This window comes from Arthrobacter sp. FB24, from assembly GCF_000196235.1.
Classification (GTDB): domain Bacteria; phylum Actinomycetota; class Actinomycetes; order Actinomycetales; family Micrococcaceae; genus Arthrobacter.
Window position 1 is genome coordinate 1133902 of the sequence record NC_008541.1, and the last position, 13599, is coordinate 1147500.

Genomic DNA, 13599 nt, shown 5'->3' on the forward strand with positions numbered 1-13599 from the left:
GTTTAACCCGGGCGTGCTTTTACCGCGACAGGCTCGATCACCGGACGCCGTGCCGCTGCTTCAGGAACGCATCCAGCGCCGGATTCACGATCTCCTTCGCCAGCCACTGCACCGCCTGCGCCGCCGCCTCGTCGCCGAGCACCGCCCGGTGGGACTGCGCCCGCACGGTGAACTCCCGCATCCCGCTGCGGCTCGCCAGCTCGGCCAGGCGTTCGACGAACTTCGGAGCCCGCGGCGAGCGGCTGGCAATGGCAACCTCCGCCGCCGTATCCAGGAGCCGGGCCGAGTACCAGAGGTACCACGGCTTGGGTTCAAGACCGCGGTTGATCCAGTGCTCGGCTGCCGCGAGATCGCCGTGGACCAGGAACAGCCGCGCTTCGGCTCCCGCCGCCAAGGCCATGTAGCAGTGGTCGCCGGCAAGCTCTGCCATCACCCAGGACCGGTCAATCATGGCCGCGGCTTCCTCCAATTGCCCGGCTGCCAGGTAGGTCTCGCCGCGGACCCCGGCGACGAACGGCTCGAACGCCGTCCAGTGTTCCTCCGCTATCAAGGCCAGGGACCGGTCCAGGCAGGCGGCCGCCTGCTCCAGTTCCCCGCGAAGCAGATACACCCGCCCCAGCAGGGCCTCACTGAACGCCTGCTGCCTGCGGTTCCCGACAGCGGTGGCCAGCCTTCCGGACTCGGTCAGCGCCGCCACCGCATCCTCATACCGCGCCGTGTCCGAGGCCAGCATCCCCTGGATCGCCAGGATCCGGGCCTGCTCGTCGGCGAATCCCTCCGCGGCCCGCATCGCCCGGTCCAGCCACCCGGCCGCGCGGTCCGGGACACCGCGCTGTACGGACAGGTACCCCAGCTCGCGGTACGCGGCAGCGGCAGTCCGGGAAGCGCCGTCGGGCCCTTCCGCCTGCAGCGCCTGGTGCAGGAAGTCCGCCACTTCCGCCCCGCGGCCGCCGGCCTGGTGGATCAGCGCCCCGGACAGCGTCACGAGGGATTCGGCGATCAAATGGCCGTCGCCGTTGCGCTGGGCCAGCACCACCGCGAGCCGCAGCTGCTCCAGCCCCCGGTCCACGGCTCCCGCCGAGAGCGACGCCCCGCCGGCGTCGAGATAGGACCGCACCGTCGCCGCGGTGGCCGGCATCGCGGGGTCTGCTTCCGGGGCAGCATCGGACAGGGCCCGGCGGATTTCCGCAGGCAGCGGCAGGCCAAGCTCCTGACGGTAGAGGTTCCCGCATTTGGTGACATGGTCGCGTGCCCGGCGGTGCTCTCCCAGGGCCACGAGCGCCTTGACCAGGACGACGTTGCAGTCCGCATGGAACTGATCGCGGTGCAACGCCAGCGTCGCCAGCTCCGCAGCCTCGCCCGGAGCGCCTGATGCCAGTGCGGCCAGCGCGGCCTCGTAGAGCAGGGACTGGGCGCAGTTGTCGAGCCGGTAGCGCTGGTCCGCAAGCCACGAATCAAAAACCGGGGAATCGGCGAAGGACAGCCCCTCCAGCAGCTCGCCGCCGAAGCGTCGCGGATCAACGCCAGGGCGGGCGGCCGAGTCCACCACTTCCAGCGCATCGCAGCGCCACGGCGGCTGCAGGGTCAGCCGCAGGGGATCACCGGCCACGGTGACGCCGTCGAGCGTCCGGCGAAGCTCGGACAGGTTCCAGCGCAAGGCACCGAGCGGGTCCGCGGCATCCGGAAACAGCAGCGACGCCGTGCGGGACCGGCCGGTGCCGTCCGCCTGCAGCGCGAGGTAGGCCAACAGGGCCCAGGCCTTCCGGCCTCTGGGCTGCAGGAGAGTTGTACCGGGGGACTCGATCGTTGGCGGACCGAGGAGCCGAATCCAATTCTCGGCCATACGGCTCATGGTACGCCGCGGGGGTGCCGGCGTCTGCGGGGCTCACACGTTTGCTCACACGCAGGCCGCACACACTGAAATCACCCAATCCGCACACACTCACAAGAGGTGCACATCATGGAATTTCTCGGCATCCTGCTACTTGGACTCTGGGTTCTCAGCGTTACCGTTCGAGCCGTCCTGACCGACGGCCGCGGCCACACGCCTGACATCCGCTCCACAGCGCCGTGGACGGCGGGCAACCTTCCCAGCGCGCCATACGCATCGCCGCGGATCTAGCCTGATGCCGGCCTCCCGCCGCAAGGAACGACGGCGGGAGGCCGGCCATCACTGCCCGCCTCCCGCCGTCGCGGGCGGCATCCCGACAGGCCCGGGCAACGGGCAATTCACACCGCCGCCACCGCCGGTTCACCCGCCCCGGCAACGATGGGCAGCATGACTGCTTTCACCCGCCGTAATGTCCTCAAAGGTGCCCTGGCAGCCGCCGGTGCCGCCGCCGTCGTGCCCGCCGCGCTTTCGACAGGCTCAACCCCCGCTCACGCCGGCGTCGCGCTGGTCCGCAACCGACTGACCCTCCCGTCCGGGATCGCCACCGGCGATGTCACCGCCGATTCCGGCGTGCTGTGGTCCCGCGCGTCGGGCCCGGGCCGGCTGGTGGCCGGCCTGCTCGCCGTGGACGACGACGGTGCCCCCCTCCGCGGCGGCCGCGCCTTCCAGCGCGTGCTGCGGGGGAGCGCCGCCAGCGAAGCCACCGACTTCACGTCCCGGATCAATGCCGAGCACCTCCCCGCCGGCACCCGCTTCGCGCTCACCCTGCACTTCGAGGACGCCGAGGGCAACGCCGGCGAAACCGCGCAGGGCTCCTTCAGGACCGCCCCCGGAACCGGACTCATCAGCAGCGGCCGTGCAGCCCGCAAGCAGAGCTTCGTCTGGACCGGCGACACCGCCGGCCAGGGTTGGGGCATCAACGAGGAGATCGGCGGCATGCGCGGCTACGCGGCCATGCACGCCACCAGGCCGGACTTCTTCATCCACTCCGGCGACACGATCTACGCCGACGGCCCCATCGCCGCGCAGGTCACCGAGCCGGACGGGCAGATCTGGCGCAACCTCGTCACCGAAGAAGTGTCCAAGGTGGCCGAGACCCTCAACGAGTTCCGCGGACGGCACCGTTACAACCTCATGGACCGGAACGTCCGCGCCCTGTACGCCGAGGTGCCGGTGATCGCCCAGTGGGACGACCACGAAACGCACAACAACTGGTACCCCGGCGAGGTCATCACCGACCCCCGCTACACCGAACGCCGCGTGGACGTGCTCGCCGCCCGCGGCCGCCAGGCCTGGCAGGAATACCAGCCCGTCTCCGGCCTCAGCACCCGGATCGGCGACGGCAGCACGGGCTTTGAACCCGCCCGGATCTACCGCAAGATCTCCCGCGGCCCCCAGCTGGACGTGTTCTGCCTGGACATGCGCACCTTCAAGGACCCCAACACCGACGGCAAGGAAACGCACCTCACCCACATCCTGGGCCAGGAACAGGCGGAATGGCTCATCCGCGAAGTCAGCAAGTCCAAGGCCACCTGGAAGGTCATTTCCGCCGACCTTCCGCTTGGCCTGATCGTCCCGGACGGCCCGGTCAACCAGGAGTCCCTGGCCAACCGCGACGCCGGCGCCCCCTTGGGCAAGGAACTCGAGATCGCGGGGGTGCTCTCGGCGTTCAAGCGCAACCGGGTTAAAAACGTGGTGTGGCTCACGGCCGACGTCCACTACTGCGCCGCCCACCACTACTCGCCCGAGCGCGCCGCGTTCACCGATTTCGACTCCTTCTGGGAATTCGTGGCCGGCCCCATCAACGCCGGCAGCTTCGGCCCCGGCGAACTGGACGGCACCTTCGGTCCTGAGCGGGTGTTCTACAAGACCGGCGCCTACGCCAACCAGTCCCCGCGCACCGGAGAAAACCAGTTCTTCGGCCACGTGGACCTGAACGAGGACGACGTCTTCACCGTCAGCCTCCGCAACGCCAACGGCACCGTCCTCTGGAACAAGGAGCTCCAGCCGGCGCGGTAGCAACGTATGACGGGGGCGGTCAGCCCGCGATGTCCACCGAGCGGCGCTCGGCGTCGCTGAGCCGGGCGGCGTCCAGGACCTCGAGGGTCTGCAAGCCCTCGCTGCCGGGGACGGGCTCGGGTCCCTTGCCGGCGACGGCCAGGGCGAACTGCTCGTAGTAGGCCTGATACGCGCCCTGCTCGGACGGCACCCGGACCTGGCCTGCCGCCGTCGTGAGCGTTCCCCAGCGGGACTCGTCCTCATAACCCCATCCGGCGGGGTCGTCCGCCGGGCGCCGGCCCGCGATGGCCGCGACGGCCTGCACGTCGCTCTGCTGCGAGACGTAGCTTCCGTCGGAGCCGAGCAACCGCATTTCCCGCGCGACCAGCCGGTTGCTCTTGGTGGCCGACACGTGGGACGTCACGCCGCTCCGGTGCGCGATGGTCACGAAGAAGCCCGAGTCGGTGCGGCCAGCGTCCAGGTCCACCCAGTCGAGCGTGGCGAAGACGGTGGCGGCCGGTCCGAAGAGCCACAGGGCCTGGTCCACCAGGTGGCTGCCGAGGTCGCGCAGCAGCCCGCCTGCCGGGCCGGCCTCGAGCGTGTCCGGCTGGTCGAGGTCGAAGCGGGACTCGAACCGCGCCACCTGCCCCACCGCGCCGGAGCCCAGCACCGAGCGGAGCGTCCGGATGTCCGTGTCCCAGCGGCGGTTGTGGAACACATTCAGGATCACGCCGGCGTCCGCGGCCGCCTTGACCAGTTCGCGGCCCACCTCGGCGTTCGGGGCGAAGGGCTTGTCCGCCACCACATGGACGCCGGCCGCAACCGCCTCGAGGACCAGCGCGCGGCGGGTTTCCGGCGGCGTGGTGATCACCACCGCGTCAACGCCGGCGGCCAGCAGCTCCGTCAGGGAATCGTAGAGCGGCACGTCCGGGTACTCCGCCGCGGCCTCCGCACGGCGGGCGGAAGAGCGGGTCACAATGCCGGCCAGTTCCACTCCGTCCGCGGCCGTGATGAAGGGAGCGTGGAAGAACCGGCCGCCAAAGCCGAATCCAACTAGTCCAAGTTTCACAAGATCTCCTTTGTGCCCTCAGGCGGCGCTGCCCGGGGCTAGTTTGTCCTTATGTTAGAACAAACAACGAAGAATGACACGTGTGAATGCAGGCGGGGTTTCGACAGGCTCACCCCCGAACGCTCAACCGCTAGGCGGTGCGCGCCTTCTTGGCGGTGACCAGCAAGTATTCCCAGTCCATTTTCGCCTTGGAATCGCCCTGCGCCTCGAGGGACGTGCCGGCCAGGTCAGTGAGTGCCTTGTCCAGGGCCTTCGCCTTGTCCTCATCGTCGCCCAGGAACTTGTACACGGAGATGGTGGGACCGTAGTGGGACTTGAAGTAGTGCACGAAGTCCACCGGGTGGTGGAAGCTGGTGATGGCCACTGTCTTCTTGACGGCCTGGACATCGGTGATCCTGTCGCCGAAGAGCTCGCGGACATGGTCCTCGGTGCCCCAGAGCGGCGGCGGCAGTGCGCCGGGCGGCGGCGGGGGAGCGAACGGCTTCATGGCGGCGAACATCTTTCCGATGAACCCTTCGGGTGTCCAGCCCATTAGGCCGATGGTCCCGTCGGGTTTGCAGACCCTCACCACCTCGTCGGCGGCCGCCTGGTGGTGCGGGGCGAACATCACGCCCAGGCAGGACATCACCACATCGAACTCGTTGTCCCCGAACGGGAGCGCCTCGGCGTCCGCTTCCTTCCATTCGAGCTCGGCGCCGCGGTCGGCAGCCTGCCGGCGGCCGGCGTCGAACATTTCCGGAGTGAGGTCGCACGCTATCACCTCCGCTGCCATCATTGCGGCCGGAATGGCCGCGTTGCCCGCGCCGGCGGCCACGTCCAGGACGCGCTGGTGGGGCTTGATGCGGCAGGCTTCGACGAGGATCGCTCCGAGGTCCGAAATCAGCTCGCTGGCGAGGGCCGGGTAGTCGCCCTGCGCCCACATGGCACGGTGCTTCCGCTTCAGCTCACGGTCCGCCGCGATTGCATCGGTCTGGTCATTCATAGTGGCACCCCTCTGCTGTGGCAGGTTCTGAGTGACAGCGCGCTGTGAGCCCAGTGGAGGCTGTGGTGTGAGTTATTTTGGCCGCGGACCGGCGGGATGTAAAGATGCCCGCGCGGGCTGACCAGCGCGGATGCGTTTCCGTACCGGTCAGTAGATTCCGTGCTAGCACGGAAGTGCCGGAGGGGTGCCCGGAGCCACTATGGATACATCGGAACGCGCGGGAAATCCCGGCGGATCCGAAGCCCCGGAATCGCCGGGCAGCACGCTTCATCCACACCGCATCTTTCCCCGTCAGGAGCACCAGCATGTCCAACGCACCAACCACCAAGAAGTCCCACACCGTCCGCCGCAAGGTGGCCCTGCTGACCGCCATCGGGCTCGGGGCGGTGGCGGCACCGTTCGCGCTGGCCGCGCCGGCCCAGGCCGCCGGCACCAACTACGCCTGCTCGGTCACCCCGCTCCGGCCCGTGTTCGCCGGCCACAACTCCTCCGGTGTGAAGCTGGTGGACTACCAGATCCAGGTCCGCTGCAACACGGACCGCTACGTCAACATCACCCAGGAGCGCTGGGAGGAAGACGACTGGCCCAACGGCGACGACCACCTGGGCACCTCCACGTTCAGCCGACACCTGAACCAGTACAGCGGAACCGTGACCATCCACAACGTCCGCACCCTGGTGGACGGTGAGATCGGCAACGAAGAGGTGTACCAGAAGGTCAGCTTCCAGGAAGGCAGCAACGGCGTCTGGTCCCCATACACCGGCTGGTACTACAGCGGCGTCACTTCAATGTCGAACTGACGCCTTTCCCCGGGAGCCGCTGAGCCCGGCTCCCCGCAACGCCCAAGGCCCGGTTCCCCCAACCGGGCCTTGGGTTGTTTCCGGCACCGTCGGCGCTGGGCGGCCGCAGGCTGCGGCCCCTCGGGCCTGCCGCACGGCTAGGGTTCCCCGCCTCTAGCCCAGCTCCCGCCGCTCACCGGCCAGAACCGCTTCTTCGACGGGGATGTAATCGCGACGGCGGTTCTGCAGCCGCGCTTGCTGCCCCGGCGAAGGGATCCGGGCGCCCTTCGCACGGTTGCAGCTGCTGCAGGCGGCAACGAAGTTCTGCAGGGAGGTGGCGCCGCCCTTGGACCACGGGTAGAAATGGTCGCCGTGCTCCGCGGGGCGGGAACACCGCCGTCGAAAGGGGCCTTCCATTTCACATTGCCCGTCCGCGCGTGCCATCCCCTCGCGGCGCTGGTGGCGGGAGAAACGGCGGACCGGATCCCGGCGTCGGACGTCCCGGCTCTGCATGATGATGGCGACGATCATCAGTGCGGCGACCAGCACGCCGGGGCCGACGATGGCTGGCAGCACGCCACCGAACGTCTCAGCCGGTGCGGTAGCCAGTGAAACAGATCGTACCGGCGGAGCAGTCAGGGCGCAGGCATACCGGCCCCGCGCCGCCGTCGGGCCTTTGCGGTCCCGTCTCCGCCCCACCGCGCCCGAAAGTGCGGGACACTGGAAGTCACACCACCACGAAAGCGGACCACACTTTGATTAATCTCCAGCAGGATGCCGACGGCTACATCCGGATGAACAGGCACTTCCCGGAAAAAGTCCGCATCGCCGTCACCTTTGCCGACGGCACCACGGAGGAACTCTCCGGCGGCAGGCTCAACAAGGCCTACGACGCCGCCCTGGCCGAATACCGCGCGCAGAACCACCTGGACGCGAGGGGATACTCGCGCTCGCCCAAGAAGAAGACCAGCTCCGGAAATAAGATCGAGTTCGTCCCCGTCCACCCCGGCATGGGCGACTGACTTCGACGGAGCCCACCGGCTGACTTGATCCGCTGCTGTACCCGTGGGATCCGCCCGAAACCTCTGGTCTCCTGGGCGCCACCGGGTTCCTGCCCATTCGGCCGGCACCCTAATTCCGCGCCGCGATGTGCTCCGCAATGTACTTGGCGTCGCGACCCACACCCGCGACGATCGACGAACCGTGCCCGGTCAGCCACGGCAGCCCCACGGCGTACAGGCCGGGGTGCTCGGTGACCCCTCGCTGATGGCGCGGGTAGTTCCACTCGTCCAGCACCGGGATGTCCAGGATGCCGAAGTCCAGCCGGTAACCGGTGGCCCAGATGACCGACGTGATGTCCGCAGCCTCGAGGTTCAGCCGCGCCGGTTCGGACGGCAGCCAGTCGTCCTTGCGTGGGGGGTCCGCATCCGGTGCCGTCATCCCTGCAGCGGCTATGTAGGCATCGAACATCGGCCTCATTCGCTGGTGGAACGTGCGCTCAACAACGCCCAAGCGCTCCGGAAGGTCGTCGCTGAAGCTGAGTTCGCCGTCGTCGGCTGCTTCCAGGTGCCCGTGCAGCCGGACGCCTTTGCGGCCGAGGTCGCGCAGGTGGATGTCGTGGCCGCCGGCGGAGCCGGAAACCAGCGGGTTGCACATGAAGCGTGCTGCGGGGGACGGCAACTGCCCCACGGTGAGGCCGTTGAGTCCGTACTTGGGCCCGTGCTCGGCAAGGTGCATCATCCAGAACAGGAGGTCCTGGCCGCGGTACCGGCGCGGCGCTTCCGGGCAGCTGGACACCGCCAGGTGGATTTCCCGACCGACGGCGAGCAGTTCCTCGGCGATCTGCCCGCCCGACTGTCCGGTTCCCACGATCATGACGGCACCGTCCGGCAGCTGCTCCGGGTTGCGGTAGCTATCGGTGTGCAGTTGCAGGACGTGGCCCGGGAAACGCGCGGACAACGCGGGGATTTTCGGTTTCTGGTAGCCGCCGGTGGCCAACACCACGTTGCGCGCCCGCCGGACGCCCTCGGTGGTTTCCACGATGAAGCCGCCGTCCTCCGCCGGCGCGATCCGGGTGACGTCCGCGCCGGTCCGGACCGGCGCTCCGATGCTCGCCGCGTACTGCCGGAAGTACCCGATCAGCTCGTCCCGCGGCATAAAGGCGTCCGGTTCGGGACCGTCATACGGCCTGCCCGGTAAAGCCAGCGAGAAGTTGGGCGTGTTCAGGCAGAACGCATCCCAGCGGTCCTGCCAGGCACCGCCCAGGGCGGCACGCCGCTCCAGCAACCGATGTTCGACGCCGGCCCTGCTCAGCCAGTAGCTCGTGGCCAGGCCAGCCTGCCCGGCGCCAACGATAAGGGTGTCCAGAATCGGTCCCATGCAAGAAACCATACGCCGGGCCGGGCAGCTTTCAAGGGGGCCGGCAGCGCGGGCCGACGGCGCGTTCGACGGCGGGCCGGCCACCCGGCGTCGTGCGTCACTTTTGCGTTTGCCCAGCGCCGCTGGCCTAATTTGCCGCCGGAGTCTGCAAGAATGCTGGAGGTGCCGGGCGGCTCAGCGCTCGGCACTGTCTGTCTTGAGCCAGGCTTCGCGGCCGCGGAAGGTTGTACGGATGCCGATGTGGGCGCAAGCCATGTTCTGGGGGACCCTTGCCGGCGGTGCGCTGGTGCTGGGTTCCTGGCTGTCGTGGAAGTGGACCATCCCCGCGAAGCTGGTCTCCTCCATCATGGCCTTCGGCGCCGGCGTGCTCATCTCCGCACTCGCCTTCGAGCTGGTGGACGAGGCGGTGGACGGTGGCGGTCTGTGGCCGACGGTGGCCGGGTTCCTTGCCGGTGCCGTGGTGTACGTCAGCGCCAACGCCCTGCTGGCACGCTCCGGGGCCAAGCATCGCAAGCGGTCCAAGGGACAGCAGCCCTCCGAGAAGGACAGCCCGGGCAGCGGCACGGCCATCGCCGTCGGCGCCCTCTTGGACGGCATTCCGGAATCGGTGGTTCTGGGCCTTGGACTCATCACTGCCGGCGCGGTCAGCCCCGCAATGCTCGCCGCCGTGTTCATCTCCAACGTTCCCGAAGGCCTCTCCAGCACGGCGGGAATGAAAAAAGCCGGCCGCAGCGCAGGGTACGTCTTCGGCGTCTGGGGAGGCATCGCGGTCCTGTGCGGGCTGTCCTCCCTGCTGGGCTACACGGCGCTGGAGAACGCGCCCGACGAAGCCGTGGCGTTCATCACCGCCGTGGCTGCCGGCGGCATCCTGGCCATGCTGGCGGACACCATGATCCCGGAGGCCTTCGAAGAGCACCACAACCTCACCGGACTGGTCGCGTCCGTGGGTTTCCTGTCCGCCTTCACCATTCACCACGTGGGCGGATAGGGCTGCCAGTGCCTGTGGCAGCGGCCGCGGAGCATCCCTGCCGCGGCCGACGGCGGTGACCGCCGCCGGGACGGCCACCGCTGCTACGGACGTTGCGGCCCCGACGGCCGCTACGGCCGCTTCACCGTAGGCGCCTCGCTCGCCTACGGTGTGGGGCTGCCGCCGTTGACGTTCAGCGTTTCGCCCACAACATAGCTGGACTCGGCCGAGGCCAGGAACACATAGGCCGGCGCGAGTTCCGCAGGCTGGCCGGCGCGGCCCAGGGGAGTGTCCTTGCCGAATTCGGGCAGTGCCTCCTTCGGCTGGCCGCTGCTGACCTGGAGCGGAGTCCAGATCGGCCCGGGTGCCACCGCATTGACACGGATCCCCTTCGGCGCGAGCTGCTGCGCCAGGCCCTTGGTGAAGTTGTTGATGCTCGCCTTCGTGGTGGCGTAATCCACCAATGTGGGCGACGGGTTGTAGGCCTGGATGGACGTGGTGTTGATGATGGTTGATCCGGCGGGCAGGTGGGGCACCGCTGCCTTGGTCAGCCAGAACATCGCATAGACGTTGGTCTTCAGCGTGTGGTCGAACTGCTCATCGCTGATCTCCTCGATGTCCTCCTGCGCCACCTGCTTGCCGGCGTTGTTCACCAGGATGTCCAGGCCGCCGAGTTCGCGGACAGCGGTGTCCACCAGCTCGCGGCACACGGCCGCGTCCTTCAGGTCGCCGGGAGCCTTGACCGCTTTGCGGCCCGCCTTCTCGATCAGGTTCGCAATCCGCGCGGCGTCTTCTTCTTCCTCGGGCAGATAGGAAAGCACGACGTCGGCACCCTCCCGTGCGAAGGCAATCGCCGTGGCGGCGCCGATGCCAGAATCCGCGCCGGTGACGAGGGCTTTGCGCCCCTCCAGCCGTCCGGTGCCGCGGTACGTGTCCTCGCCCAGGTCCGCCTTCGGTGTCAGCTTCGCATCCAGGCCGGGCTCGGGCTGGTGCTGCTTGGGCGGCTCAATATGCTCGTAGGCCGTCACGGGGTTCTTGAACGTGTACTGGTCGGTCATGGTGCTCCTCCGGAAGGGTTGCTCTCAACACGGACAGTCGGTCGGTGCCAGTCGGTCGGTTCCGACGCATGCTAAGCATGCTTACCAATTCACCCTAGCGAGGGTGTGCGGGAGCCGCAACGGGGGCGGGCTGCCGGACCCCATGCCTCAGTTGGGAGGTTCCGCGCAGGGGCTGGGGCATTCCTGCCCGGCGCGACCCGCCTGGTGTGACGGGCTCCACAAAATCGTCCGACGCCGGAATGCGGGCTTCCGGGGGACCAAGAGGTCCCGTAATCCGCATGATTCCGGGGCTTTGGGGTGCTTTGGCTGCTGTGTGGGGGTGGATTTGTGTGGGGTGCTGTGGGCGTGTAAAGTAATTCGAGTCGCCGCCGCTGATGCGGAGAGATTGCGACCGACCCCCTTCTGAATGGCCTGGAAAACGGCGCTGTTATGGCGTGCGGATACCGGGTGGGGATCCTTCCTGTGGTGCTTGTGGCTGGCGGAATGCCGGTTTGCATTGTGTTGCGGGATCGGGTAAGTTTGGGAAGTTGCTCCGGAGCGATCCTTGACCGTGTGGTTGTGGTGGTGCCGGGTGTGTCTGTTGTTTGAGAACTCAATAGTGTGCCAAGTTTGTTGATACCAATTTATTTTATGGATTGGTTGAATTGACTGGATTATGCCACCCCGTGGTGTGGTCTGGTTTTTACAGCTGGTTTCAAATTTTGTGCAGCCGCTTTCTTCCGTTTTCCCGGGGGTGGTGGTTGTGTCTGTTTTTGTTTTACTTCAACGGAGAGTTTGATCCTGGCTCAGGATGAACGCTGGCGGCGTGCTTAACACATGCAAGTCGAACGATGATCCCAGCTTGCTGGGGGATTAGTGGCGAACGGGTGAGTAACACGTGAGTAACCTGCCCTTAACTCTGGGATAAGCCTGGGAAACTGGGTCTAATACCGGATATGACTCCTCATCGCATGGTGGGGGGTGGAAAGCTTTTTGTGGTTTTGGATGGACTCGCGGCCTATCAGCTTGTTGGTGAGGTAATGGCTCACCAAGGCGACGACGGGTAGCCGGCCTGAGAGGGTGACCGGCCACACTGGGACTGAGACACGGCCCAGACTCCTACGGGAGGCAGCAGTGGGGAATATTGCACAATGGGCGAAAGCCTGATGCAGCGACGCCGCGTGAGGGATGACGGCCTTCGGGTTGTAAACCTCTTTCAGTAGGGAAGAAGCGAAAGTGACGGTACCTGCAGAAGAAGCGCCGGCTAACTACGTGCCAGCAGCCGCGGTAATACGTAGGGCGCAAGCGTTATCCGGAATTATTGGGCGTAAAGAGCTCGTAGGCGGTTTGTCGCGTCTGCCGTGAAAGTCCGGGGCTCAACTCCGGATCTGCGGTGGGTACGGGCAGACTAGAGTGATGTAGGGGAGACTGGAATTCCTGGTGTAGCGGTGAAATGCGCAGATATCAGGAGGAACACCGATGGCGAAGGCAGGTCTCTGGGCATTAACTGACGCTGAGGAGCGAAAGCATGGGGAGCGAACAGGATTAGATACCCTGGTAGTCCATGCCGTAAACGTTGGGCACTAGGTGTGGGGGACATTCCACGTTTTCCGCGCCGTAGCTAACGCATTAAGTGCCCCGCCTGGGGAGTACGGCCGCAAGGCTAAAACTCAAAGGAATTGACGGGGGCCCGCACAAGCGGCGGAGCATGCGGATTAATTCGATGCAACGCGAAGAACCTTACCAAGGCTTGACATGGGCCGGACCGGGCTGGAAACAGTCCTTCCCCTTTGGGGCCGGTTCACAGGTGGTGCATGGTTGTCGTCAGCTCGTGTCGTGAGATGTTGGGTTAAGTCCCGCAACGAGCGCAACCCTCGTTCCATGTTGCCAGCGCGTAATGGCGGGGACTCATGGGAGACTGCCGGGGTCAACTCGGAGGAAGGTGGGGACGACGTCAAATCATCATGCCCCTTATGTCTTGGGCTTCACGCATGCTACAATGGCCGGTACAAAGGGTTGCGATACTGTGAGGTGGAGCTAATCCCAAAAAGCCGGTCTCAGTTCGGATTGGGGTCTGCAACTCGACCCCATGAAGTCGGAGTCGCTAGTAATCGCAGATCAGCAACGCTGCGGTGAATACGTTCCCGGGCCTTGTACACACCGCCCGTCAAGTCACGAAAGTTGGTAACACCCGAAGCCGGTGGCCTAACCCCTTGTGGGAGGGAGCTGTCGAAGGTGGGACTGGCGATTGGGACTAAGTCGTAACAAGGTAGCCGTACCGGAAGGTGCGGCTGGATCACCTCCTTTCTAAGGAGCACCTACAACAACCCTGCCCCGTGTATGCGGGTGTGGTGGTGTTGTCAGGAGTACGCCCGTTGCGCAGACGTAAGTTCTGCGGCGGGTGCTCACGGGTGGAATATCAGCAAATAGCGGCCGGTGGTTCTTTTTCCTGACTTAGTACGGATGTTCTTCACGTGTGGAGGGTGTCCTGGAAGGG

The 13599-nt window shown here is 66.6% G+C and carries 11 protein-coding genes and 1 rRNA gene; 6 read left to right on the forward strand and 6 right to left on the reverse strand.

The genetic code is table 11. The features are described from left to right. Nucleotides 1-37 precede the first annotated feature (37 nt). On the reverse strand, nt 38-1843 hold the full coding sequence (locus ARTH_RS05340) for an SARP family transcriptional regulator (protein ID WP_156810625.1): 1806 nt from the start codon (nt 1841-1843) through the stop codon (nt 38-40). Nucleotides 1844-1960: 117 nt separating this feature from the next. Here ARTH_RS05340 and ARTH_RS24060 point away from each other — a divergent pair, with 117 nt between their 5' ends. Together ARTH_RS24060 and ARTH_RS05345 are read left to right on the forward strand one after the other, a co-directional pair. Continuing rightward, the gene (locus tag ARTH_RS24060; protein ID WP_198011536.1) at nt 1961-2122 is read left to right on the forward strand and encodes a hypothetical protein; all 162 of its coding nucleotides are present in this window, start codon (nt 1961-1963) and stop codon (nt 2120-2122) included. Nucleotides 2123-2269: 147 nt separating this feature from the next. After that, nucleotides 2270-3910 carry an alkaline phosphatase D family protein gene (locus ARTH_RS05345; RefSeq protein ID WP_011690918.1) on the forward strand — a complete coding sequence of 547 codons (1641 nt, stop codon included), beginning with the start codon at nt 2270-2272 and terminating at the stop codon, nt 3908-3910. 19 nt (nt 3911-3929) lie between these two features. On the opposite strand, the gene ARTH_RS05350 is transcribed toward ARTH_RS05345, so the two are convergent. Further along, the gene (locus ARTH_RS05350) at nt 3930-4958 is read right to left on the reverse strand and encodes a Gfo/Idh/MocA family oxidoreductase (RefSeq protein WP_011690919.1); all 1029 of its coding nucleotides are present in this window, start codon (nt 4956-4958) and stop codon (nt 3930-3932) included. A gap of 130 nt (nt 4959-5088) precedes the next feature. Further along, complete coding sequence (locus ARTH_RS05355) at nt 5089-5940, reverse strand: class I SAM-dependent methyltransferase (RefSeq protein WP_011690920.1); 852 nt, start codon at nt 5938-5940, stop codon at nt 5089-5091. Nucleotides 5941-6245: 305 nt separating this feature from the next. Here ARTH_RS05355 and ARTH_RS05360 point away from each other — a divergent pair, with 305 nt between their 5' ends. Then, the gene (locus ARTH_RS05360; RefSeq protein ID WP_011690921.1) at nt 6246-6740 is read left to right on the forward strand and encodes a hypothetical protein; all 495 of its coding nucleotides are present in this window, start codon (nt 6246-6248) and stop codon (nt 6738-6740) included. A gap of 153 nt (nt 6741-6893) precedes the next feature. Here the strand turns inward: ARTH_RS05360 and ARTH_RS05365 are convergent, their stop codons facing one another. Further along, entirely contained in the window at nt 6894-7295 is a 402-nt protein-coding gene (locus ARTH_RS05365; RefSeq protein ID WP_232223590.1) for an HNH endonuclease, read from the reverse strand. Between the two features lie 179 nt (nt 7296-7474). Between ARTH_RS05365 and ARTH_RS05370 the strand changes: the two genes are divergently transcribed. Beyond that, on the forward strand, nt 7475-7741 hold the full coding sequence (locus tag ARTH_RS05370; RefSeq protein ID WP_043429483.1) for a hypothetical protein: 267 nt from the start codon (nt 7475-7477) through the stop codon (nt 7739-7741). Between the two features lie 109 nt (nt 7742-7850). Here the strand turns inward: ARTH_RS05370 and ARTH_RS05375 are convergent, their stop codons facing one another. Beyond that, nucleotides 7851-9098, reverse strand: a complete 1248-nt coding sequence (locus tag ARTH_RS05375; RefSeq protein ID WP_043429486.1) for a flavin-containing monooxygenase — start codon at nt 9096-9098, stop codon at nt 7851-7853. A gap of 232 nt (nt 9099-9330) precedes the next feature. Between ARTH_RS05375 and ARTH_RS05385 the strand changes: the two genes are divergently transcribed. Continuing rightward, on the forward strand, nt 9331-10086 hold the full coding sequence (locus tag ARTH_RS05385; protein WP_011690925.1) for a ZIP family metal transporter: 756 nt from the start codon (nt 9331-9333) through the stop codon (nt 10084-10086). Between the two features lie 143 nt (nt 10087-10229). On the opposite strand, the gene ARTH_RS05390 is transcribed toward ARTH_RS05385, so the two are convergent. Then, the gene (locus ARTH_RS05390; RefSeq protein WP_011690926.1) at nt 10230-11123 is read right to left on the reverse strand and encodes an SDR family oxidoreductase; all 894 of its coding nucleotides are present in this window, start codon (nt 11121-11123) and stop codon (nt 10230-10232) included. A gap of 762 nt (nt 11124-11885) precedes the next feature. On the opposite strand from ARTH_RS05390, the gene ARTH_RS05395 reads away from it, so the two are divergent. Then, nucleotides 11886-13409: ribosomal RNA gene (locus ARTH_RS05395) — 16S ribosomal RNA — on the forward strand. Nucleotides 13410-13599 lie beyond the last annotated feature (190 nt).